Genomic DNA, 25,137 nt, shown 5'->3' with positions numbered 1-25,137 from the left:
ACGGACAAACTGAACTTACAACAAAGAAAGAAGCGTCCGGAGGAAATGACTATGCGAACAAAAGTGGATTTATGCGGTGTAGATACTGCAAAGTTACCTGTATTAAAGCATGAGGAAATGCGTCAGTTATTTATCCAATTGCAAAGTGGCCAAGAGGAAGTAAGAGATCAGCTCGTTATGGGCAATCTACGTTTAGTACTCAGTATTGTAGGGCGTTTTGCATATCGTGGTGAACAGGCTGATGACCTGTTTCAAGTCGGTTGTATTGGTTTGTTAAAATCAATTGATCATTTTGATTTGTCTCATAATGTGAGATTTTCAACCTATGCAGTGCCAATGATTATTGGGGAAATTCGCAGGCATTTGCGGGACCATCACCCACTGCGTGTTGCTCGTTCATTGCGTGATATTGCCTATAAGGCAATGCAGGCTAAAGAGCAGTTTATCAATGAGCAATTACGTGAACCAACGTTATCTGATTTAGCGCGTATGACAGGCTTGCCGCAAGAGGATATATTATTTGCTTTAGATGCGATTCAAGAACCAATGTCATTGCATGAGCCGATCTATTCAGATGGTGGTGATCCAGTTTATATGATGGATCAATTGAAAGATAATGCAGTTTCAGAAGAACGATGGTTGACTTATGTAACCATGAAAGAAAATGTTATGAAGCTAGATGAACGACAACAAAAAATCTTAGCAAAACGTTTTTACTATGGTGAAACTCAGACTGAGATAGCAAACGAATTAGGAATTTCGCAAGCTCAAATTTCAAGGCTGGAAAAAAGTGCAATCAAAACAATTCAAAAGCAAATATCACAATACGATAATTAATAACTATGGCAAAGACGTATCAAACTCTAAAAGTTGATGCGTTTTTTGCTATTTCCCTTCATAGACTGAGTTAGGAGGGATGTAGATGAGATTTTCTGATATCCAAAGAAAAGAAATTATTGAAGCTGGTAATGGTCGATTTTTAGGGTTTGTCCTAGATGCAGTTTTGTCGGAGGAAACGGGCTTGATTGAAGCATTTGTTGTATCTGAACCAAAAAGATTCTTTCAATTTTCACAAAGTGATAATGATACAATGAAAATTCGTATAGAAGATATTCTAGTAGTTGGGAAGGATGTCATATTAGTGAAAGCACGATAGTGAAATGTATGACAATTCATTGATAATTAATCCGTGGCTTGGTACAATAAGTTAACAAGTATCTTTGAAAAGATGGGAATAAAATGACGTTTATTATAAATAACTTAGAAGAAATTCAGCTAAAGATTAAAAAAGCAGCAAACAGGGTAGATAGACAAGTAGCAGATGTATCAATAATCGCAGTTACAAAGCAAGTGTCTACTGAACGAGCTATTGAAGCGCTTGATGCAGGATTAAATCAATTAGGCGAAAATCGTCCAGAAGGCTTGTTAGAAAAAAGAGAAACAATTACCGAGGGTGCTGTATGGCATTATATCGGCTCGATGCAAACTCGTAAAGTTAAACAAGTCATCGATAAAATTGATTATTTACATTCTTTAGATCGTATTAGTTTAGCAGACGAAATTGAAAAACGAGCAACACGTATTGTTAATTGTTTTGTACAAGTAAATGTTTCAGGTGAAGAATCAAAGCATGGTCTGCAACCAGAAGAAGTCATACCGTTTATAGAGCAACTATCGCAATATTCTCGTATACGCGTAGTGGGTTTAATGACAATGGCCCCAAATACAGAAGATTTAGAAGTAGTTCGCAACATTTTTAAAAATCTCAAAAAACTACAATTGGAAGTCGAAAATAACGGATATGCTCATGCACCATGTCACGATTTATCGATGGGAATGTCAAATGACTATGAAATCGCTGTCGAAGAGGGTGCAACGTATGTTCGAATTGGTACGGCTCTAGTTGGCAACGAAAGAAGGGATTCTTAATGAGCATGAAGGATAAAATTAAGAACTTTTTTTTACTAGAAGAAGATGATGAAGACTATTATGAGCAATCACAGCAATCACAGCAATCGCAACCACAACAGCAACATCAACAGCAAGAGCAACGCCAACAAAGAGTCATGTCACAACCAGTTCATCAAGCTGCAGTAAGTCAACCTGCAGTTAAAAAAGTAAGCAACAAGGAGCGACGGAGTGTGGCAACTGAACATACAAATACACCTAATCTAGTAAGTATTACACAAAAATCTTCTAAGGTTGTCTTAGCGGAACCTCGTGTCTATGCAGAAGCTCAAGATATTGCTGAACATCTAAAAAGCAAGCGTGCAGTCGTTGTAAATCTACAGCGTATAGATAAAGAGCAAGGTATTCGTATTATTGACTTCTTAAGTGGTACAATATGTGCACTGGGTGGAGATATAAAACGTATTGGTACGGACATATTTTTATGCACACCAGATAATGTAGAAGTTGACGGTAATATTTCTGAATATTATTATGAAGACTGATCAAACTGAGGAGTTTAATAATTTATGTTTATAGTAGGTAGTATAATTTCAAAATTAATTTTCTATTATTCAATTGCGCTTATCATTTATATTTTGATGTCGTGGGTTCCAGCAGCTTATGAGTCTAAATTCGGACAAATTTTAGGTAAAATTTGCGAGCCGTATTTAGAGTTATTTAGACGTTTTATTCCACCGCTAGGTATGATTGATATTTCGCCAATCGTCGCGTTATTTGTATTGAATTTGGCAAATCAAGGAGTAATAAGTTTGTTTAATGGATTTTTACTCTAGTTTTTAGTCAATGTCACTCTTCCCCACAATATGAATGTGGGGTTTTTTTATTAAGAAAGGAGGGGTATTATGGAAGAGATATTTCAGCATTTCCGACCAGAAGAGCGTGAATTTATTGATCAAGTTAGTGGCTGGCGTATGGAAGTAGAAAATCGATATGCGCCAAAGTTAACGGACTTTCTAGATCCGCGTCAACGTTTTATAGCACAGTCAATTATTGGACATCAAGGCGATATTGAAATGGCGAATTTTGGTGCATTTGATGAAGCTGAGCGCAGAAGGATTCTTATATACCCGTCCTATTTTGTACCAGTAGAAGAGGATTATCAAATCACGGTATTCCATCTGCGCTATCCTACTAAGTTTGTTCAGCTTGAGCATCCAGATGTTTTAGGGGCGTTACTATCACTTGGTTTAGGAAGAGAGAAATTTGGGGATATAAGATTAGACAACTCTACAGCCCAATTCGCTATTGCTTCAGAAATAGAAGATTATGTCCGAGCTAATCTCACTTCAATTGGTAAGGTAAAAGTATATGTAGAAGAGCTAAATTCAACTGAAATGTTACTATCAAATGAAGAAGTTTGGACGGATGAAATGATGACAGTAAGTTCGATGCGTTTAGATACAGTTATCGCTTCTGTATTTAATATATCTCGTCAGAAATCAGCAGCACTTATTAATAGTGGAAAAGTGAAGGTTAACTTTACTATCCGTGAAAATATTTCTTTTGAGTTGCATGAACTCGATTTACTATCGATTCGAGGTTTCGGGAGATTTATGATAAGAGCTATTGAAGGAAGAACAAAAAAAGATAAAATTCGCATTAATATAGGTCGTATGGAAAGAAAAACATAACAATTTCATTAAATTTGTTGTTTTTTCGATGTACTTACCATTAATGACCTGTATAATAGTTTACAATATATATTATGCTATAAGGGAGAGTGTAGAAAATGCCGTTATCGCCTGTTGATATACATAATAAAGAGTTTACTCGTGGTTTCAGAGGTTACAATGAAGATGAAGTCAATGAGTTTTTAATGCAAATCATAAAAGACTATGAAGTTGTTTTAAAAGAGAAAAAAGAGCTAGAAAGCAAATTACTAACTTCGAATGAGCAAATTGGTCACTATAATTCAATTGAATCAACACTTCAAAAATCAATTGTCATTGCACAAGAAGCTGCTGAAGAAGTGCGACGTAATTCTACTAAAGAAGCAAAATTGATCGTTAAAGAAGCTGAGAAGAATGCTGATCGTATTGTTAACGAAGCTCTATCAAAAGCACGTCGTATTGCACTAGAAATTGAAGAGTTGAAAAAACAATCTAAAGTATTCCGTAATCGCTTCAAAATGATTGTTGAAGCTCAATTAGATTTGATTGAATCCGATGATTGGGATCATTTATTGGAGTATGAAATTGATTCAACAGAATTAGAGCGCTTAGATACACCTGTAGAGTAAACGATACTTGACTGAATGCTTTCTGTTTTCTATAATGTCAACATATCAAAGAAAAAGTTATGATGGAGACAGTATTTTTTGAGTGATGTAAAAGCGATCTGAGGACGGTGTAAGCTCAGACTATACACTCAAGGAAGAAAATCACTCTGGAACTAGATTACTGAACAAAAACAGTAAGTAATCTCGGCTCACACCACGTTAAGGTGTCTAAGAGGCGTATTAAATTATTATACGCAATTAGGGTGGTACCGCGAGATAATTCCTCCTCGTCCCTTTTTTGGGATGGGGAGTTTTTTATTTGCTTAAAAAAGAGGAGGATTTTATATGGAATACAAAGATACGTTATTAATGCCGAAAACAGATTTCCCGATGCGTGGAAATTTACCGGCTAATGAACCGAAAATCCAAGAAAAATGGGAAGAAATGGACATCAACGCGTTGGTGTTAGAGCGTACAAAAGATCGCCCAGCATTCATCTTACATGATGGCCCTCCATACGCAAATGGCGATCTTCATATGGGACATGCATTAAACAAAGTATTAAAAGATATGGTTAATCGTCACCGTTCAATGACTGGTTACTTCGTTCCTTATGTACCAGGTTGGGATACGCATGGTCTACCAATCGAGCAAGCACTAACTAACAAAGGTGTAAAACGCAAAGAAATGACTACTGCGGAATTCCGTAAACTTTGTGAAGAGTATGCTTACGAGCAAGTTGATCGTCAACGAACTCAATTTAAACGTATCGGTGTTCGTGGTGACTGGGATAATCCATATATCACATTACAACCTAAATTCGAAGCGCGTCAAATTAAAGTCTTTGGTGAAATGGCTAAAAAAGGTTATATCTATAAAGGTTTAAAACCAGTTTACTGGTCTCCATCAAGTGAATCAGCATTAGCTGAAGCAGAAATTGAATACCAAGATATCAAATCACCATCTATCTATGTTGCATTTGCTGTAAAAGACGGTAAAGGTGTAGTTAATACTGATGAAAACTTTATCATCTGGACAACAACGCCATGGACAATTCCTGCTAACTTAGGTATTTCCGTGAATCCAGAATTCACATATGCGGTAGTAAAAGTGGCTGATAAGAAATTTATCATAGCTAAAGGTTTACTTGAAAAAGTAGCAGAAACTTTAGAATGGGAAAACTACGAAATTGATCGTGAAATTGCTGGACAAGATTTAGAATACGTTGTAGCAGCTCATCCTTTATATGGCCGTGATGCATTGATTATGTGTGGTGACCACGTTACACTTGACGCAGGTACTGGTTGCGTTCATACAGCCCCTGGACATGGTGAAGACGACTTTAACATCGGTAAAAAATACGATATCGGTATTTTAAGCCCAGTTAATAACCGTGGTGTATTAACTGAAGAGGCTCCTGGTTTTGAAGGATTGTTCTACAATGATGCCAATAAAGAAATTACAAAAGCATTAGAAGAAAAAGGAGCGTTACTAAAGCTTTCATTCTTCTCACACTCATATCCACATGACTGGCGTACCAAAAAACCAGTTATTTATCGTGCAACTGCACAGTGGTTTGCTTCAATTGAAGCATTCCGTCCAGAATTGTTACAAGCAATTCGTGATACAAACTTTACACCTTCTTGGGGTGAAACACGTCTATTCAATATGATTCGTGATCGCGGGGACTGGTGTATTTCTCGTCAACGTGCTTGGGGTGTTCCAATTCCAGTGTTTTATGCTGAGAATGATGAACCAATCATTACTGAAGAAACAATCGAACACGTTGCAAATCTATTTAAAGAACACGGTTCAAACATTTGGTTCGAACGTGAAGCAAAAGATTTATTACCAGCAGGCTTCACTCATCCAGGTAGTCCAAATGGCGAATTTACTAAAGAAACCGACATTATGGATGTTTGGTTTGACTCAGGTTCTACACACCAAGGTGTATTAGATGAACGCCCAGAATTACGCTACCCTGCAGATCTTTATTTAGAAGGCTCTGACCAATACCGTGGATGGTTCAACTCTTCACTTATTACAAGTGTTGCTATACATGGGCATGCGCCGTATAAAGGTTTACTTTCTCACGGTTTCGTATTAGATGGCGAAGGGCGCAAAATGAGTAAATCTATTGGGAATATTATCGCTCCTATCAAAGTAATGAACCAATATGGTGGCGATATTCTACGTTTATGGGTAGCATCAGTAGACTACACAGCTGACGTTCGTATTTCGATGGACATCATGAAGCAAGTTTCTGAAGTCTACCGTAAAATCCGTAATACGCTTCGTTTCCTACATGGTAATGTGAGCGACTTCAATCCTAAAACAGATCGCGTAGCATATGCAGATCTTCGTGAAGTGGATCGCTATATGTACATGAAATTACAAGATGTGATTAAAGCGGTACGCACACATTATGATAACTATGAATTTGCAAGCGTATATCACACAATCAACAACTTCGTAGCAACTGAGTTAAGCTCATTCTACTTAGATATTGCAAAAGACGTTGTGTATATCGAAGGTCAAGATAATGCAGACCGTCGTGCAATGCAATCGGTTATGTATGATACATTACAAGCATTATTAAAATTATTAACTCCAATCATTCCACATACAACAGATGAAATGTGGTCGTATTTAGATAACACAGAGGCAGTAAGCGTTCAATTAACTGATATGCCAGAAGCTGTTGAACAAGAAGATTTTGAAGCATTACGCACGAAATGGGCTCAAATCATCACTGTTCGTAATGCAATTTTAAAAGCTTTAGAAGAAGCGCGTAACGCGAAAATAATCGGTAAATCATTAGAAGCAAAAGTGACAGTCTTTGCAGATGAAGCAACTACATCTTTACTTGCAGATCAAGATATTAATTTTGCTCAATTGAATATCGTTTCAGAATTCGTGGTAGGCGGCGAAACTACACAAGCTCCGGCAGAAGCAGTAGTAGTAGATAACGTAGCTGTTCTTGTAGAAAAAGCTACAGGTGAAAAATGTGAACGTTGCTGGTCAATTTCTGAAACAGTTGGTCAAAGTGAATCACACCCAACATTATGTGCACACTGTGCGGATGTTGTAGAAAAATACTATCCTGAAGCATAATTGAAAAAATGAGCAGTCGATAACTAATCGGACTGCTCATTTTTATATGAAAAATGTACATTCAAAGATATCAGAAACAATATAAAAATATATTTTTGTTTAAGAGACTGCCTTTTTCAACGATTATTCATAGAAAGGGGCTTTTTTGTTGCAAAAAGAAGTATTTTATGAGTAGTTTTTTTCATTCATAGCTCTGTTATGTTAAAATGGTTAAGATATAGAGTAAACGGAGGATATTGCGGTGTATAAATATTATGGGCTAGCAGCTTTTGTAGTAATTATCGATCAACTAACAAAATGGAGTATCGTTAAAAACATGCAACTTGGTGAAAGTATTATGCTATGGGATCCTTATTTTGGACTTCTTTCGCATCGTAATCGCGGAGCAGCATGGGGAATGTTGCAGGGACAATTTTGGTTATTTGCAATTGTTACGGTAGCTGTAATAATCGGTATTCTTTATTATTTTCATAAAGAAGCAAAAGGAAAGCCATTATTTCAAGTGAGCCTTATGTTCTTATTAGGTGGAGCGATTGGTAATTTTATTGATCGTGTATTTCGCGGTGAAGTAGTGGATTTTGTAAATGTACTAATCCCAGTTATTAATTATGATTTCCCGATTTTTAATATTGCAGATGCAGCGCTAACAATTGGTGTTGTGATGTTAATTATTTATATGCTCTTTGAAGAGAAACTCAATCAGAAAAAGGTGAAACAATGACAGCAGTAAGTTATACAGTAATGCAAGAATTGAATGGTGAGCGTATTGATAAAGCATTTGCAGCAATGCAACAAGACTGGTCTCGTTCTCAAATTCAAACTTGGTTAAAAGATGGAATCGTTATGGTAAATGATGAGCCTGTTAAAACAAAATATAAAGTCAAAGAAGGGGACGTTATTTCAGTAACCCCACCAGAAACAGAACCACTTGAAATCGTTGCAGAAGATTTAAATTTAGAAATCGTCTATGAAGATAGCGACGTTATTGTAGTTAACAAGCCAAAAGGCATGGTTGTACACCCAGCACCAGGTCATGCAACTGGTACTCTTGTAAATGGTCTAATGTATCATTGCCAAGATTTATCAGGCATTAATGGTGTAGCGCGTCCTGGAATCGTACATCGTATTGATAAAGATACTTCTGGTTTATTAATGGTTGCCAAAAATGATAAAGCACATGAATCATTAGTACAGCAACTTGTAGATAAGACAGTAACTCGTCGTTATACGGCGCTTGTTCACGGTCATATTCCGCACGATAAAGGAACAATTGATGCTCCGATAGGTCGTGATTCACGCGATCGTCAAAAAATGGGTGTTGTTGATAATGGAAAGCATGCGATTACGCATTTTACTGTAATCGACCGTTTAGGAGTGGATTACACTCTTGTACAATGTAGACTAGAAACAGGACGTACACATCAAATCCGTGTCCATATGAACTATATTGGTTATCCATTAGCCGGTGATCCAAAATACGGGCCGAGAAAAACACTCGACTTTGGTGGACAAGTTCTACACGCCGGTGTATTAGGCTTTATTCATCCTTCAACTGGTGAATATTTAGAATTTGAGGCGCCATTACCAGCTGATTATGAAGAGTTATTAAAAGAATTGAAAAGTAACTATTGACATTTTAAGTCCTAGCGTAATATACTTGTCGTAGTGAAAAACAAAATATTCACCTTTAAAGACAGTCCAGAGAGGCTGAGAAGGTATGCGTGAAATGTGGAAAATCCTTGTGATGCAAGTTTTTTTCGACATATCTTAAGTACACCTATATCCTCTTGGGCTCATTGCTCAAGAGGTTTTTTTATGCCCATAACGAAAGGAGGAAAAATAATGACAATGAAGGCAGTATTACTTGATGAACCAGCTATGAATCGAGCATTGACTCGAATCGCTCATGAAATTATTGAACGTAATGAAGGAATTGATGAGTGCATTTTAGTCGGTATTAAAACGAGAGGCGCTTATTTAGCAAGAAGGTTAGCGCAAAAAATCAATAGAATTGAAGGTAAGGAAATCCGTACCGGAGAACTTGATATCACACTATATCGTGATGATTTATCAACAAAAACAGACAACGAAGAGCCACTAGTACAGCAAGTTGATATTACGGACAACGTATCAGAGCAAAAAATCATTCTTGTAGATGATGTACTATACACAGGACGAACAGTAAGATCAGCGATGGATGCGGTCATGGACTTAGGAAGACCTTCTCAAATCCAGCTAGCCGTATTAGTCGATCGTGGTCATAGAGAACTACCTATTCGTGCTGATTATGTAGGGAAGAACATTCCGACATCAGGAAATGAAAGAATCGTAGTTAACATGGTTGAAGTTGATGCTACGGATTGCGTCACAATTCACGAATAAGCAAGGTAAAGAATGTGAGGATAAAAGGATATGGCAAACACAGTATTAGATATAGATGAAAAACCAAAAGCACTCCAACTTATTACCCTTAGTGCTCAACATATGTTTGCGATGTTCGGCTCAACAATATTAGTACCTAAACTTACTGGCTTGAGCCCAGCGATGGCTCTTTTAACAAGCGGTATCGCAACACTGATATTCTTATTAGTAACAAGATTTCAAGTCCCAGCTTACTTAGGATCTTCATTCGCTTTTATCACACCAATTATCTTTGTTTCTCACTCGGGTGGTGTTGGAAGTGCGATGATTGGATCAATGTTCGTCGGTTTAACTTACGGCTTAGTCTCACTACTCATTTGGAAAACGGGTTATAAATGGATTATGAAATTACTACCGCCAATCGTTGTAGCGCCGGTTATTATGGTTATCGGTCTTGGACTTGCAACAGTCGCAGTTGATATGGCGATGAATATTTCAGATGGTAATGGTGGGAAGATATATAGTTTCCCAGACTTCTCTGCAGCACTAGTTACGTTAGCTGCAGCCATTATTTGTACAATCTTCTTCAAAAATATCATTAGCACAATGCCAATTTTAATTGGTTTAGTTGTAGGATATATATACTCAGCAGCAATCGGTATTGTTGACTATACTGCAATTGGACAAGCGAAATGGTTCGCACTTCCTGACTTTTTAATACCAGGAATAGATTATGAATTCAAGGTGACAAGCACATTGCTTCTAGCGATGGTACCAATCGTGATTGTCACAATTTCAGAACATATTGGCCACCAATTAGTATTGGGTAAAGTTGTGAATCGAAACTACATTAAAGAGCCAGGTTTACATCGTTCACTATTAGGTGATGGTTTAGGAACACTAATGAGCGCTTTCATCGGTGGACCACCGAAAACAACTTACGGTGAAAATATCGGTGTCCTAGTATTAACAAGAGTATATAGTGTATATGTTATCGGTGGCGCAGCAATTTTAGCGATAGTGATGGCATTCTTTTCAAAAGCGATGGCAGTTATCGAAACAATTCCAACTTCAGTGTTGGGCGGTGTGTCTATTCTATTATTCGGAATCATCGCATCTAGTGGTCTACGAATGCTAGTTGAAAATAAAGTTGACTTCGATGATAAACGTAATCTAGTCATTGCATCAGTTATCCTGATCTTTGGAATCGGTGGCGCAACGTTGAAAATACCGCAAGTTTCTGACACATTTGCAATTGAAGGTATGGCCTTAGCAGCCATCGTCGGTGTCATTTTAAACTTAGTACTACCAGGTCGCGATAAAGACGTCGCTGATTTGGATGAATAACATATAAATACTGTACCTTTTAACAGATTGCCCAGAGAGGCAAAGAAGGGTTATATAGATTCGAAAGCAAGTGCAAAAGCGCTATGCTTATCCTGTCATATCCTTCCTCAGCCTCCCTACTAATCTAGGGAGGCTTTATTTATAAACTAGGAGGCTCATGATGAAAAACTTACTGTCAATGGATGAAGTATCAAAAGAAGAAATTATGCTGATATTAAAACGCGCTGCGGAATTTGAATCAGGTGCGAAACCACAACTAGAGAAAGAATACTTTATCGCAAACCTATTTTTTGAGCCAAGTACAAGAACAAAAACATCATTTGAATCAGCTGAAAGAAAAATAGGTGCTACAGTGATTCCATTCGATGCAGGATTCTCAAGCGTGCTAAAGGGTGAAACATTGTACGACACAGTAAAAACGATTCAACAAAGTGGTATCGATGCAGTCGTTATTCGTCATAAACAAGATGCATACTACGAAGAGCTTTTAGAAGGTTTGGACGTATCAATTATCAATGCAGGTGATGGTGCCGGGCAGCATCCTTCTCAATCTTTACTAGATTTATACACAATATTCAAAGAGTTCGGGAAATTTGAAGGGGTCAATGTTACAATTGCAGGTGATGTTTCTCATAGTCGTGTTGCAAAATCAGATGCAACAGCACTTACTACTTTAGGAGCAAACGTCAACTTTGTTTGTCCACCAGAGTGGCAAGGTGAGTATGAGGCGCATCAAGATTGGGATCAACTAATCGAAAAGAGTGATGTCATTATGCTACTTCGTGTACAACATGAACGTGAAGCAGCATATGATGGATTCACAGTTGAATCTTACAGAGAAAGATATGGCTTAACTGAGGAACGTGAAAAAATGATGAAAGATAAAGCAATTATCATGCATCCGGCACCGATTAACCGTGGTGTAGAAATTGATTCATCATTAGTAGAATGTGAGCGTTCAAGAATCTTCTCTCAAATGCGAAACGGACTATTCATCCGCATGGCAATATTAGAACATATTTTAAAGGGGCGAGGCTAATATGACAAAATTACTGAAAAATGTTCAAATGTTAAATGAACAAGGCAAGTTTCAATCAACAGACATCCTGATAGATGGTGGAAACATTAAAGAAATCGGTGCTTCAATCTCGGCTGAGGCTACTGAAGTAATCGACGGTAAAGGTCTTGTAGTAGCCCCAGGATTTGTAGATGTACATACTCATCTTCGTGAGCCAGGTTTCGAACATAAAGAAACGATTGCAACTGGTACAGCTTCTGCAGCTAAAGGTGGCTTCACAACAATTTGTGCAATGCCTAACACTAAGCCAGTACCAGATTCAATTGAAAATCTTGACTACATAAATAGTTTGATTGAAGATAGTGCAGTCATTCGCGTTTTACCTTATGGGTCTTTAACAGTCGCACAATCTGGCGACAAACGCACAAACTTAACAGATTTAAAAGCACATGGTGCAGTTGCATTCTCTGATGATGGTGTTGGTGTACAAGAAGCAGCAACTATGTTTGAGCAAATGAAAGATGCAGCGAAAATTGGCATGACGGTCGTTGCGCACTGCGAAGATAATTCATTGATTTACGATGGCGTGATGCACGAAGGCACTCGCAATCATGAGCTAGGTTTACCGGGGATACCATCTGTTTGTGAATCAGTGCAAATCGCCCGTGACGTTTTACTAGCTGAAGCAGCAGGTGCACATTACCATGTATGTCACGTATCAACAAAAGAATCGGTACGCGTAGTACGTGATGCAAAAGCAGCCGGCATTAAAGTTACTGCAGAGGTTTGTCCGCACCACCTTCTATTAGAAGAAATGGACATTCCATCAGATGATGCAAACTGGAAAATGAATCCACCTTTACGTGCGAATGATGACTTACAAGCATTACACGAAGCATTACTTGATGGCACCATTGACTGTATCGCAACAGACCACGCACCACACACAGTTGAAGAAAAATGCTGTGGTATGGTAGGTGCACCATTCGGCATTGTCGGTTTTGAAACAGCGTTCCCACTACTGTATACAAAATTTGTTGAAACAGGTAAATGGACATTAAAACAATTAATCGATTGGATGGCTGCAAAACCAGCTGAGTTATTCAACTTACCATATGGCAAAATCGAAGTTGGGGTATCGGCAGATTTGATCTTACTTGATCTAAATAAAGAACAAACAATTGATGCTGAAGGTTTCGTATCAAAAGGTAGAAACACACCATTCAATGGATGGACAGCAAAAGGCTGGCCAGTTATGACAATCTTTGAAGGTAACATCGTATGGGAGGAAGCACAATGACAAACAGAAAGTTAATTTTAGAAAATGGTATCGTATTTGAAGGACAAGCCTTCGGTAGTGACTTAGCATCAGACGGAGAAGTTGTATTTACAACAGGAATGACAGGCTATCAAGAAACATTGTCTGACCCATCATTTGCAGGACAAATTGTGACAATGACATATCCATTAATCGGTAACTATGGTATTAATCGTGACGATTTTGAAACAATTGACCCTGCAATAAAAGGATTCGTTGTACGCGAATTAGCACAAACACCATCAAATTTCCGTTGTGACACAACATTAGATGAATTCTTCAAAATGAAAAAAATCCCTGGTATTGAAGGGATTGATACAAGAAAGTTAACTCGTTTGATTCGCGAAATGGGTTCGATTAAAGCTACTTTAACAGCAGCAGGAGAAGAAGTAGTTGTTGAAGAGGTTGTAGCAAAATTAAAATCAACTACATTCCCAACAAACCAAGTAGAGCAAGTTTCTACCAAAACACCATATCCAAGCCCGGGTCGAGGTAAAAAAGTTGTATTAATGGACTTCGGTATGAAGCATGGTATTTTGCGCGAGTTAAACAAACGTGACTGTGACGTCGTTGTAGTACCATACAATATGCCAGCAGAAGAAATTTTAGCTTTATATCCAGACGGTATAATGTTATCAAATGGACCTGGAGATCCAAAAGATGTGCCAGTAGCAATTGAAACAATTAAAAATCTAATCGGAAAAGTGCCAATGTTCGGTATTTGCTTAGGACATCAACTTTTCGCACTAGCTTGTGGCGCAGATTCATTCAAACTTAAATTTGGGCACCGTGGTGCTAATCATCCAGTAAAAGAACTAAAAACTGGACGTACTGAACTAACTTCTCAAAACCATGGCTATGCAATCGACCCAGCTTCACTAGAAGGAACTAGTTTAGAAGTTACTCACCTTGCATTAAATGACGGAACAATCGAAGGTTTAAAACATAAAAAATACCCAGTATTCACAGTACAATATCACCCAGAAGCATCACCAGGACCAGAAGATTCAAACCACTTATTTGATGAATTTATCGAGTTAATGAATGTAGATACTAGAAAGGAGCAACACCATGCCTAAACGTCAAGATATCAAAACCATTTTAGTAATCGGCTCAGGCCCAATCGTAATCGGACAAGCTGCAGAATTCGACTATGCCGGAACACAAGCATGTCTATCATTAAAAGAAGAGGGCTACCGCGTCATTTTAATTAACTCAAACCCAGCAACAATTATGACGGATACTCAAATTGCAGATAAAGTGTACATCGAACCAATTACATTGGAGTTTGTATCACGTATAATCCGTAAAGAACGCCCAGATGCAGTCCTACCAACTTTAGGTGGTCAAACGGGTTTAAACATGGCTATTGAATTACATGAATCAGGTATTTTAGATGAACTAAACATTGAAATCCTTGGTACAAAACTTGATGCCATCAATAAAGCAGAGGACCGAGATTTGTTCCGTAACTTAATGTATGAATTAGGGGTTCCAGTACCAGAATCAGACATTATTCACAACTTAGAAGAAGCACATGCTTTTGTTGGAAAAATTGGTTATCCAGTTATCGTTCGTCCTGCATTCACGCTTGGCGGAACTGGCGGTGGTATTTGTTATAACGATCAAGATTTAAACGAAATCGTGACATCTGGTCTAAAATATAGCCCGGTAACACAATGTTTACTAGAAAAATCAATCGCAGGTTTCAAAGAAATAGAATATGAAGTAATGCGTGACTCTAAAGACAATGCAATCGTAGTTTGTAACATGGAAAATGTGGATCCAGTTGGGATTCATACAGGAGATTCAATTGTAGTTGCACCATCTCAAACTTTATCAGACCGTGAGTATCACATGCTACGTAATGTATCGCTTAAAATCATTCGTGCACTTAAAATCGAAGGTGGTTGTAACGTTCAACTTGCCCTTGATCCACACAGCTTCAACTACTACATTATTGAAGTGAATCCACGTGTATCACGTTCATCAGCACTTGCTTCAAAAGCAACTGGTTACCCAATTGCGAAGCTTGCAGCGAAAATCGCAGTCGGTTTAACATTAGATGAAATGATGAACCCTGTTACGGGCAAAACTTATGCTTGCTTCGAACCAGCACTAGACTATGTTGTGGCGAAAATTCCACGCTGGCCTTTCGATAAATTCGAAAATGCAAAACGTAACTTAGGTACTCAAATGAAAGCAACTGGTGAAGTAATGGCAATCGGCCGTAATTTCGAGGAAGCTATGCTAAAAGCAGTTCGTTCACTTGAAACTGGCCATAAACATATTGAAATGAAAAATCCTGAAGAGCTGTCAGATCAATGGATTGAAAAACGTATCCGTAAAGCAGGAGATGAGCGTCTATTCTTCCTGGGAGAAGCGTTGCGTCGAGGTGTGACTATCGAAACAATCCATGAATGGAGCCAAATCGATCTATTCTTCTTAAATAAATTTAAAAACATTGTTGATTATGAAACTGTATTAAAAGATAATCCGCATGACAAAGCCGTATTGCGCCAAGCGAAACGTATTGGTTTTGCAGATGAAACCGTTGCGAAACTTTGGAATACAACAGAGTCAGCGATTTATGACTTCCGTAAAGAAAATGGCATCGTACCAGTTTACAAAATGGTAGATACATGTGCTGCTGAATTTGAATCAGAAACACCATACTTCTACGGTACATACGAAGATGAAAATGAATCAATCAAGTCAGATCGTGAATCTGTAATCGTGCTTGGATCAGGTCCAATTCGTATCGGACAAGGGGTAGAATTTGACTACGCAACAGTACACTCTGTTTGGGCGATTAAAGAAGCAGGGTACGAGGCAATCATTATTAACTCAAACCCAGAAACAGTTTCAACTGACTTCTCAATCTCTGATAAGCTTTACTTCGAGCCATTAACAATCGAAGATGTTATGCACATCATTGATCTTGAACAACCAAAAGGTGTTGTCGTACAATTTGGTGGCCAAACAGCTATTAACCTAGCAGATAAATTGGAAGCAAGAGGCGTGAAAATTTTAGGAACATCACTAGATGCAATTGACCGTGCTGAATCACGCGACCGTTTCGAGGAAGCACTACACGAAATCGGTATCCCACAACCGATGGGGAAAACGGCTACTTCTGCAGAAGAAGCGATTGTTATTGCTAAGAGAATCGGATTCCCAGTTTTAGTGAGACCATCATATGTACTAGGTGGACGCGCAATGGAAATCGTTTATAACGAAGAAGAACTACAGTATTACATGGAGCATGCGGTTGAAGCTAGCCCAGAGCACCCAGTATTAGTTGATAGATACTTAACTGGTACAGAAATTGAAGTAGATGCGATTTGTGACGGCGAAAACGTCTTGATCCCAGGTATTATGGAGCATATCGAACGTGCAGGTGTTCACTCAGGTGACTCGATTGCAGTATATCCACCTCAACAACTGTCTCAAAAACATATTGATACATTAACAGACTATACAACTCGTTTAGCCAAAGGTTTGGAAATCAAAGGTTTAATGAACATCCAGTATGTAATTTCTGATGACGAAGTATATGTTATCGAAGTAAACCCACGTGCATCACGCACAGTACCGTTCTTAAGTAAAATTACGAACTTACCGATGGCGAATATTGCAACAAAAGCGATACTGGGTCAATCAATTGTGGAACAAGGTTACCAAACTGGTTTGGCACCGATTCAAAAAGGTGTTTACGTGAAAGTACCAGTATTCAGCTTTGCTAAATTGCGTCGGGTTGACATTACATTAGGACCTGAAATGAAATCAACAGGTGAAGTAATGGGGAAAGATAGTACACTAGAAAAAGCGCTATATAAAGGTCTAGTAGCAGCTGGAATGGATATTAAGGATCACGGTTCAGTCTTAATGACAGTAGCGGACAAAGATAAAGACGAAGCAATTGCTTTAGCTAGACGCTTTACGAATATCGGCTATAGTATTTTAGCAACACCAGGTACTGCAAAAGCAATTGAAGAAGCAGGTATAAAAGCGAGTGTTGTTGATAAAATCGGATCAAATGGTCCTACTTTACTAGACGTTATCCAAAATGGCGGTGCTCAATTAATCGTCAATACACTAACAAAAGGAAAACAACCTGCACGTGACGGTTTCCGTATCCGCCGTGAATCAGTAGAAAATGGGGTTCCATGCTTAACATCTCTTGATACTGCAGAGGCGATGCTTCGAGTAATCGAATCTATGACCTTTACAGCTGAAGAAATGCCTAAGCAGGAGGTGCGAGGATGATTCACCAAGAACGTATGCAAGTTGTACGCCAACAGCAAATTGCTGAGGATATTTTTGAGCTGACTTTAACAGGTCAGCTTGTCCTAGATATGAAACAACCGGGTCAATTCGTCCATGTACGTGTAACGGATACATTTGAACCTTTACTAAGAAGACCGATTAGCATCGCATCAATTGATCATGAACTATTGCAGTTCACAATGATTTACCGAGCAGAAGGTCGTGGTACTACAATCTTATCGGCAAAACGACCAGGTGAAGAAGTGGATGTACTTGGCCCGCTAGGACACGGTTTCCCTGTAGAAGAAGTAGAACCAGGGCAAACAGCACTATTAGTTGGTGGTGGTATTGGAGTTCCTCCTTTGTATCAGCTATCAAAAGAATTGCATGCAAAGGGAGTACGTACGATTCACGTATTAGGATTCCAATCTGAAAACAACGTCTTTTACGAAAAGGAATTTTCTAATTTAGACGACACATACATCGTAACAGTAGATGGTAGTCAAGGAACAAAAGGATTTGTCACAGACTTATTAAAAGAAACAGCACCTAAATTTGATGTTTTTTATAGCTGTGGACCAACTCCGATGCTAGGGGCATTAGAGCAAACTTATCCTGATAAAAAAGGATTCCTTTCCTTTGAAGAACGTATGGGCTGCGGCATCGGAGCTTGCTATGCTTGCGTATGTAATACAACAGATGCAACAGAAAAAGAATACTTGAAGATCTGTTCTGACGGTCCAGTCTTCCCAAGAGGAGTTGTGAAGCTATGAATAGATTACAAGTCGAATTACCAGGCTTATCATTAAAAAATCCAATTATCCCAGCTTCGGGCTGCTTCGGATTTGGACAAGAATATGCACAGCTTTATGATCTATCAAAGCTAGGTGCAATAATGATAAAAGCTACAACATTAGAAACACGCTCAGGTAACCCAACGCCACGTGTTGCTGAAACAGCGGCGGGTATGTTAAATGCCATTGGCTTACAAAATCCAGGTTTAGAGCATGTTTTATCACATGAACTTCCATGGTTAGAAAAATATGATGTGCCGATTATTGCTAATGTGGCTGGAACAGAAACTGCCGATTATGTAGCAGTAGCAGAGGCTATTTCAAAAGCACCAAATGTACATGCATTAGAGTTGAATATTTCATGTCCAAATGTTAAATGTGGTGGTATTCAATTCGGTACAGATCCGAAATCAGCAAGTGACTTAACGGCAGCAGTAAAAGCGGTATCAGATGTACCTGTATATGTAAAATTATCACCAAATGTAACGAATATTTCTGAAATCGCAAAAGCTGTAGAAGCAGGCGGAGCAGACGGTATTACGATGATTAATACATTAATCGGTATGCGTTTGCATCCGAGAACAGGAAAACCGATTATTGCTAACGGTACTGGAGGGTTATCAGGTCCAGCTGTTAAACCGGTAGCAATTCGTATGGTCCATGAAGTAAGCAGAAACGTTAATATTCCGATCATTGGAATGGGAGGAGTTGCAACTGCAGAGGATGTTATCGACTTCCTATCTGTAGGGGCAAGTGCTGTAGCAGTAGGTACTGCAAACTTTGTGGATCCATTCGTCTGCCCAAATATTATAGAAGCATTACCACAAAAGCTAGATGAATTAGGTTATAACAAATTAACAGATGTAATTGGAAGGAGCCACCGCTAAATGAATAATAAGCCTATTATCGCGTTAGATTTTCCAGATGAACAGAAAGTAATGACATTTCTTTCTCAGTTCAATGAGCCACTATTTGTGAAGGTGGGTCTTGAGCTTTATTTACAAGCAGGGCCAGACATTATACGCAAAATTAAAGCACAAGGTCACGACATTTTTTTAGATTTAAAACTGCATGATATTCCAAATACGGTGAAATCAGCGATGAAGGGCTTAGCAAAACTTGGTGTGGACCTAGTCAATGTCCATGCTGCAGGCGGTTCAAATATGATGGCGGCTGCTCTTGAAGGATTAAAAGAGGGAACTGAGGAAGGTAATAAGCGACCAGTTTTAATTGCAGTAACTCAGTTAACCTCGACGACTGAAGAGGAAATGCAAAACGAGCAACAAATCAATTTATCTTTAGATCAATCAGTAATGCATTATGCCAAACTTGCACAATCAGCTGGTTTAGATGGTGTTGTCTGCTCTGTACTTGAAGCAAAAGCAATCAGCGAAGTATGTGGAGAAAGCTTCCTAAAAGTAACACCAGGTATACGTATGGTTGGTGGTGTTGCACATGATCAAAAACGCGTTGCTACACCTGATTTTGCACGCGAAGAAGGCTCGACGCAAATCGTTGTAGGTCGTGCTATTACACAAGCAGAAAATCCAGTTGAAGCGTACCATGCTGTACAGCAATTATGGGGAGGACAACAATAATGACAATTCAAAAAGAAGTAGCACAAGGTATGTTAGAAGTAGGAGCAGTAGAGCTAAGTCCGAATGATCCATTTACTTGGGCATCAGGTATTAAATCACCAATCTACTGTGATACACGTTTAACAATTTCTTTTCCAAAAGTACGTACAACAATCGCAAACGGCCTTGCAGCGCTTATTAAAGAAAATTTCCCGGAAACAGATGTAGTAGCTGGTACAGCAACAGCGGGAATACCACATGCAGCATGGGTAAGCGACATTTTAGACTTACCTATGGTATATGTACGTTCAAAACCAAAAGACCATGGTCGTGGTAACCAAACAGAAGGAAAGCTTTCTGAAGGTCAAAAAGTAGTTGTAGTAGAAGATATTATTTCGACAGGTGGTTCTAGCATTACAGCAGTAGAAGCACTTCGTCGTGAAGGCGCTGAAGTACTTGGTGTCGTTTCAGTATATTCATATAAATTACCACGTGCTGAACAGGCTTTTGCGGAAGTGGGTGTTCCTTACTATTGCCTATCAAACTTTGAAGCATTAGTTGAAGCAGCAAAAGAATCAGGTGCTATTAATGAATCAGACATTCCAGGTTTACTACAATGGCATGCTGATTTAAAAGCCGGGAACTTAAAATAATAATACAAATATAGGTGCTTTTAAACTAGCAAGAGAAAAGAAATTATCTCTTGCTAGTTTTTTTATTGTGCAAAATGCTACTTTATAAAGAATCATTTTAAATGAAGAAAATAATTGTATATATGTTGCTTAATTATGGAAATTGTTTTAAAATCAATTAAACCAATAAGTTAACTAGGGATATTAAGTGGATTTCTTTACTTGAGAAACTGAAGGAAATGGCCCACTTAAGTTTCAGCAACACCTAATTTTTAGGAAGGAGCTAACTTCAACATGATTGCGTGCAATTATGAGAGATAAGAGTTGAATTAGCCCCCCTCAACTCTCTTTCTAGAAGATGTAGAAAGAGAGTTTTTTAATAGAAGTCGTTTATTCCATAATTGGTAAATAACAAAGAGAGAGGTTATAAAGATGGTACAAAGAATTGATGGGAAACAAGGTAAATTTGTATTGGATGCTGCAACACAAGTTGGAAGTGTCATTTTAAAAGTAAAAGATTTGGAACGTCAAATTGCATTTTACGAAAATGTAGTTGGTCTTGTCGTTTTAGAAAAAAGTACACAACATGCTAAATTTGGTGGTAAAGGCAGTAACAACGTTATTTTTGAATTAGAAAAAACCGCGGAAAAATTACAACCCGCTAAAAGTACGGGTTTATTCCATACAGCTTTTTTATTACCAAGTAGAGAAGCGTTTGCAACGAAATTTTTCGAAATTCTACGTAATAAGGAAACGATAGATAGTCCGATAGAGCAATCTTCACGTTTCCCGCACTTTGAACGCTATATTCCAATTGCTAGGTTAGATAGTGCGAGTGATCACGGTTATAGTGAGGCGTTTTATATATATGATATTGAAGGAAATGGTATAGAAATATATGCGGATCGTCATCGTGAAGATTGGGATAAGTATCCTGGTGGAAGTAATCCTCTTAATTTCAAAGAGTTAGCTCCATTAGCTGATTTTGAAACAGATGGGAAATTACCAGCTGAAACAATAATTGGTCATGTTCATTTGCGAATAGCAAATATAGAGGAATCCGTAGATTTCTATATAAATAAATTAGGTTTTGAAAAACAGATGATTATTGATACAGCATTTTTTATTTCAGTAGGGGGCTATCATCACCATCTTGCGGGAAATGTATGGTCGGGTGAAGGACTTCAAAAGGCAGCTGAAAATGAATCAGGATTGAAAGAAGTACGTTTTAAATTACCAACAACAGAAAGTTATGAGACAGCAAAAAATTATATTAAACAACAAATACAAATTCAAGATTTAGGGGATGAGTTTGTTGTAGAAGATCCAAGTGGAAATCGTATGGTTTTTGAAATTGCATAAAACAAAAAATCGAATCGTTATAAAAGGTAACAAAATGAAATTTAGTTGTTGTATTTTTTAACATCACTACTAAAATTATTGAAGTATGATTAGACTTAGTAGAAAATTTATCGCATGCCCAAATGCTTGTAGCAAAGTCCTACCTTTATATAGAAAGTTATTTATAATGATCCAAATATAAGTAAAAACAACGATTGAAAAAGCTAAATTAGATAATGTGAAAATAGGATTTGGTACAATGGAGAAGTGATTAAGGCAGTGCAGTAAATAGTAAAAGGAGTCGCGTTTGAAAAATGTGCGACTCCTTTTAAGTGTTCTTAAATCTTATTATTTTAATTTCATGATTAATTCTTCATCGGGTGTTACATACAATGTCTTTTGCTCGAAGTAAATAACAAAACCAGGTTTAGAACCATTTGGTTTTTTTACTTGACGTACCTCTGTGTAATCGACAGGTACGGACGACGATTCACGTGCTTTACTGAAATAGGCTGATAAAGTTGCCGCTTCTAGTAAAGTTTGTTCATCTGGTTCAGAAGAGTGAATAACGACATGTGATCCTGGGATATCCTTTGTATGCAACCAAATTTCAGATTTACGTGCGATTTTAAATGTTAAATAATCATTTTGTTTATTGTTTTTGCCAACTGAAATGTCAATACCAGTGGAAGATTTGAATTTTTCTGGAGTTGGTTTAGTTGGTTTTTTACGTCGTTTTGAAGCACGTAATTTCAAGTAGCCTTGTTCAGCTAACTCTTCACGAATTTCTTCTATATCAGCTGGAGCAGCTTGTTGTACTTGTTGCGATAGCATTTCAAAGTAGGCTAAATCTCCTTGCGTTTTATTGAGTTGCTCTTGCACCATGATAAGTGCGTTTTTCGCCTTGTTGTACTTAGTATAGTAGCTCTGTGCATTTTCAACAGGTGTTTTCCGTTCGCTAATAGGGATCGTGATTTCTTCACTGTCCCCACTATAATAATTAACAACAGTAACTTCCTTTTGCCCTTTTTCAAATGCGTACAAGTTGGCCATTAATAACTCACCGAATAATTGGAATTGGTCTAAATTGTTTGCTCGATCCAAATCCTTTTGGAGTTTTTTTAACTTTAATTTAAGTTTGCTAATTTCATTTTGTAACCAGCGTTCTAAATCACCAGCTTGTTGTTTAACGCGGTCTCTCTCAGCTCTTGCAAAGAATACGCGATCCAGTAGACTGCTAAGGTTTGAGTAGCTTGTATGCTCACCTTCTAGATGTGTTAATTTCACTGGTGAAAAATATGTTTTCCCTTTTACTTCAGCGTAGGTTGGTGAATTCCCTCCAATTTTAAATTCTTCAATAAATAAAGAGAAGAGGTCAGCAATTGGTTGCCCTGTAGCTTCACTTCTGTATAACAATTCAGTAGCATGTAAGGGAGAAAAGCCTGTAAAATTCTGTACTATTTCTTGAGTGTTTTTTTCTTCAGCAAAGAATAGTTGTATTGATTCCCTACTTACTGTTTTAGGGTCTTCCTTATCTTGTTCTGGTGGTGCGATAAAAGGTTGGCCAGGCAAAACAGTACGGTAACTATTCATAGCAGGTGGTAGATGCTTTAAGCTATCTACGATTTTGTCTGTTTCTTTGTCGACTAAAATTAAATTGCTATGACGCCCCATGATTTCCGCGTGCAATTCCCTCGTGATTGGGTCACCAATTTCATTTTTACTAGCAATTTTCAAGATGAGGACGCGGTCAGCACCTTGTTGTTGTATTGATTCAATAAATCCACCTTCAATATGTTTACGAAGCAACGAGCAAAACATAGGTGGTTCTGGCGGGTTTTCAATTGTTTGTTCTGTGATATGAACACGTGCATAGGAAGGGTGGATTGAAAATAATAATTTGTGATTTCCACCATTGGCACGTATATGTAAAATAATTTCTTGGGTGTTCGGTTGATGCACTTTCGCGATTCGGCCTGTTACTAACTGTTGTAGCTCTTTCGCCATTGCGATTGTAAATAAACCATCATAAGCCATAAGTGATTCCTCTTTCAAAACGTTTTGTTCTATCTTAACATTTTTTTCGTTTATATAGGTAAGTGTAGGATTTGTAAAATGCAGTTCTTCGTGACTAATGAGTATCGATATTAATCATTTTTTTATTCTATTAAGTGAACTTCTAGCAAATCTGCAAGGCAAAACTTGTATTCATATGTTATAATTAAAAATCAGTATGCAAAGAAGGATGTGACTGACCTTGGTGCGTAGTATGACTGGATTTGGCAGGGGTGTCACAACAACGGAACAATTTCGGCTTACTGTAGAAATTCGATCGGTAAATCATCGTTTTTTAGAAGTTACGACACGTTTTCCGAAAGAGTGGATGGAAGCAGAAGTTCATACAAAAAAAATGCTTTCCTCATTAGTTTCAAGAGGTAAGTTAGATGTTTCCGTACATGTGAAAGAATTGTCACAGCAACAGCAAGTTGTACAAGTGAATTGGCCTCTAGTCAATGCTTATAAAGAAGCAAGAGAAGAATTGCAAAAACAGATATTGCTCGACGAGAAGTGGTCGATGACAGAACTTTTGAGTTTAGAGCAAGCATTAACTGTCAAAGTGCAAGAGACATCAAAAGAAGAAATTTTAACAGCTGTAGATCAAGCTGTACAACAAGCTGCAAGTGCACTGATCCAAATGCGCGAAAGAGAAGGTCAGGAATTGCAAGAGGCGGTAGTAGGTTTCAAAACGGATTTAGCAGAGCAAATAGAGTTAATTCGTAAAGTGGCCGATCAAGCCGTACAAAAGTATCGCGATAAGCTCGTTACAAGAATTGCAGAGCTTGCAGACATTAGCGCGTTAGAAGAACGATTATTAGCGGAGGTTGCAATTTTTGCTGAAAAAGCAGATATTGCTGAGGAATTAGACCGTTTATCAAGTCATTTTGTCCAACTTGATGAAACGCTTCAAGAAAACGTTTCTATCGGACGAAAACTCGATTTCTTATTACAAGAGATTCATCGTGAAATTAATACAATTGGCTCTAAAAACCAATCTGTTGAAGCTTCAGCTGCTGTTGTCCAAGCAAAAACTATTCTTGAGAAAATGCGAGAACAAGTTCAAAATATTGAATAATTGTGTTTACTAAATGTACTATTAATATATTGTAATGATGAGGG

Annotated in this window: 23 protein-coding genes, 1 riboswitch and 1 other annotated feature; of the genes, 22 read left to right on the top strand and 1 reads right to left on the bottom strand. The window is 37.9% G+C overall.

Annotation, left to right across the window (positions count from 1 at the left end):
• Positions 1–51 precede the first annotated feature (51 nt).
• From sigG to MKY02_RS16890, 21 genes are all read left to right on the top strand, one after another.
• On the top strand, positions 52–837 hold the full coding sequence (gene sigG, locus MKY02_RS16990) for an RNA polymerase sporulation sigma factor SigG (RefSeq protein WP_038183877.1): 786 nt from the start codon (positions 52–54) through the stop codon (positions 835–837).
• Positions 838–922: 85 nt separating this feature from the next.
• Positions 923–1,156, top strand: coding sequence for a PRC-barrel domain-containing protein (locus MKY02_RS16985; protein ID WP_038183879.1), 234 nt, complete (start codon positions 923–925; stop codon positions 1,154–1,156).
• Positions 1,157–1,239: 83 nt separating this feature from the next.
• Positions 1,240–1,929, top strand: a complete 690-nt coding sequence (locus MKY02_RS16980; RefSeq protein WP_038183882.1) for a YggS family pyridoxal phosphate-dependent enzyme — start codon at positions 1,240–1,242, stop codon at positions 1,927–1,929.
• Positions 1,929–2,453 carry a cell division protein SepF gene (locus tag MKY02_RS16975; RefSeq protein WP_076034028.1) on the top strand — a complete coding sequence of 175 codons (525 nt, stop codon included), beginning with the start codon at positions 1,929–1,931 and terminating at the stop codon, positions 2,451–2,453. Before MKY02_RS16980 ends, MKY02_RS16975 begins: the two co-directional genes overlap by 1 nt.
• A 24-nt stretch (positions 2,454–2,477) precedes the next feature.
• Positions 2,478–2,744 carry a YggT family protein gene (locus MKY02_RS16970; protein ID WP_038183886.1) on the top strand — a complete coding sequence of 89 codons (267 nt, stop codon included), beginning with the start codon at positions 2,478–2,480 and terminating at the stop codon, positions 2,742–2,744.
• 69 nt (positions 2,745–2,813) lie between these two features.
• Positions 2,814–3,602: a YlmH family RNA-binding protein gene (locus tag MKY02_RS16965; protein WP_038183889.1), complete on the top strand. Its 789-nt coding sequence runs from the start codon at positions 2,814–2,816 to the stop codon at positions 3,600–3,602.
• A 98-nt stretch (positions 3,603–3,700) separates the two neighbouring features.
• On the top strand, positions 3,701–4,210 hold the full coding sequence (locus MKY02_RS16960; RefSeq protein WP_038183899.1) for a DivIVA domain-containing protein: 510 nt from the start codon (positions 3,701–3,703) through the stop codon (positions 4,208–4,210).
• A gap of 50 nt (positions 4,211–4,260) precedes the next feature.
• Positions 4,261–4,487 (top strand) — a binding site (T-box leader).
• A 47-nt stretch (positions 4,488–4,534) separates the two neighbouring features.
• Entirely contained in the window at positions 4,535–7,303 is a 2,769-nt protein-coding gene (ileS, locus tag MKY02_RS16955; RefSeq protein WP_038183901.1) for an isoleucine--tRNA ligase, read from the top strand.
• A gap of 241 nt (positions 7,304–7,544) precedes the next feature.
• Positions 7,545–8,024 (top strand): signal peptidase II, encoded by a 480-nt coding sequence (gene lspA, locus MKY02_RS16950; protein WP_038183904.1) that lies wholly within the window; start codon positions 7,545–7,547, stop codon positions 8,022–8,024.
• Positions 8,021–8,935 (top strand): RluA family pseudouridine synthase, encoded by a 915-nt coding sequence (locus MKY02_RS16945; RefSeq protein ID WP_038183906.1) that lies wholly within the window; start codon positions 8,021–8,023, stop codon positions 8,933–8,935. The genes lspA and MKY02_RS16945 overlap by 4 nt, the downstream gene beginning before the upstream one ends.
• Positions 8,936–9,145: 210 nt before the next feature.
• Positions 9,146–9,685, top strand: coding sequence for a bifunctional pyr operon transcriptional regulator/uracil phosphoribosyltransferase PyrR (gene pyrR / locus MKY02_RS16940; RefSeq protein WP_038183909.1), 540 nt, complete (start codon positions 9,146–9,148; stop codon positions 9,683–9,685).
• A 30-nt stretch (positions 9,686–9,715) separates the two neighbouring features.
• Positions 9,716–11,011 carry a uracil-xanthine permease family protein gene (locus MKY02_RS16935; protein WP_038183911.1) on the top strand — a complete coding sequence of 432 codons (1,296 nt, stop codon included), beginning with the start codon at positions 9,716–9,718 and terminating at the stop codon, positions 11,009–11,011.
• 160 nt (positions 11,012–11,171) lie between these two features.
• On the top strand, positions 11,172–12,050 hold the full coding sequence (locus MKY02_RS16930; protein WP_038183914.1) for an aspartate carbamoyltransferase catalytic subunit: 879 nt from the start codon (positions 11,172–11,174) through the stop codon (positions 12,048–12,050).
• A 1-nt stretch (position 12,051) separates the two neighbouring features.
• Positions 12,052–13,329 (top strand): dihydroorotase, encoded by a 1,278-nt coding sequence (locus tag MKY02_RS16925; protein ID WP_038183918.1) that lies wholly within the window; start codon positions 12,052–12,054, stop codon positions 13,327–13,329.
• The gene (locus tag MKY02_RS16920) at positions 13,326–14,426 is read left to right on the top strand and encodes a carbamoyl phosphate synthase small subunit (RefSeq protein WP_038183921.1); all 1,101 of its coding nucleotides are present in this window, start codon (positions 13,326–13,328) and stop codon (positions 14,424–14,426) included. Before MKY02_RS16925 ends, MKY02_RS16920 begins: the two co-directional genes overlap by 4 nt.
• Entirely contained in the window at positions 14,419–17,616 is a 3,198-nt protein-coding gene (carB, locus tag MKY02_RS16915) for a carbamoyl-phosphate synthase large subunit (RefSeq protein WP_076065431.1), read from the top strand. The genes MKY02_RS16920 and carB overlap by 8 nt, the downstream gene beginning before the upstream one ends.
• The gene (locus MKY02_RS16910; RefSeq protein WP_038183927.1) at positions 17,613–18,389 is read left to right on the top strand and encodes a dihydroorotate dehydrogenase electron transfer subunit; all 777 of its coding nucleotides are present in this window, start codon (positions 17,613–17,615) and stop codon (positions 18,387–18,389) included. Before carB ends, MKY02_RS16910 begins: the two co-directional genes overlap by 4 nt.
• On the top strand, positions 18,386–19,297 hold the full coding sequence (locus tag MKY02_RS16905) for a dihydroorotate dehydrogenase (protein ID WP_038183930.1): 912 nt from the start codon (positions 18,386–18,388) through the stop codon (positions 19,295–19,297). Before MKY02_RS16910 ends, MKY02_RS16905 begins: the two co-directional genes overlap by 4 nt.
• Complete coding sequence (gene pyrF / locus MKY02_RS16900; RefSeq protein ID WP_038183933.1) at positions 19,298–20,008, top strand: orotidine-5'-phosphate decarboxylase; 711 nt, start codon at positions 19,298–19,300, stop codon at positions 20,006–20,008.
• Positions 20,008–20,640, top strand: a complete 633-nt coding sequence (gene pyrE / locus MKY02_RS16895; RefSeq protein WP_038183935.1) for an orotate phosphoribosyltransferase — start codon at positions 20,008–20,010, stop codon at positions 20,638–20,640. The genes pyrF and pyrE overlap by 1 nt, the downstream gene beginning before the upstream one ends.
• Before the next feature lie 193 nt (positions 20,641–20,833).
• Positions 20,834–20,943, top strand: a riboswitch (SAM riboswitch).
• A gap of 108 nt (positions 20,944–21,051) precedes the next feature.
• Positions 21,052–21,981: a VOC family protein gene (locus MKY02_RS16890; RefSeq protein WP_051448682.1), complete on the top strand. Its 930-nt coding sequence runs from the start codon at positions 21,052–21,054 to the stop codon at positions 21,979–21,981.
• A gap of 327 nt (positions 21,982–22,308) precedes the next feature.
• Here the strand turns inward: MKY02_RS16890 and MKY02_RS16885 are convergent, their stop codons facing one another.
• Positions 22,309–23,997, bottom strand: coding sequence for an Rqc2 family fibronectin-binding protein (locus MKY02_RS16885; protein WP_038183938.1), 1,689 nt, complete (start codon positions 23,995–23,997; stop codon positions 22,309–22,311).
• Positions 23,998–24,217: 220 nt separating this feature from the next.
• Between MKY02_RS16885 and MKY02_RS16880 the strand changes: the two genes are divergently transcribed.
• On the top strand, positions 24,218–25,093 hold the full coding sequence (locus tag MKY02_RS16880; RefSeq protein WP_038183941.1) for a YicC/YloC family endoribonuclease: 876 nt from the start codon (positions 24,218–24,220) through the stop codon (positions 25,091–25,093).
• Positions 25,094–25,137: the final 44 nt, after the last annotated feature.

It is taken from the genome of Viridibacillus sp. FSL R5-0888 (assembly GCF_038009105.1).
Classification (GTDB): domain Bacteria; phylum Bacillota; class Bacilli; order Bacillales_A; family Planococcaceae; genus Viridibacillus; species Viridibacillus arenosi.
The sequence above is the reverse complement of the archived record's forward strand: the minus strand, read 5'-3'. Positions and strand labels throughout refer to the sequence as shown.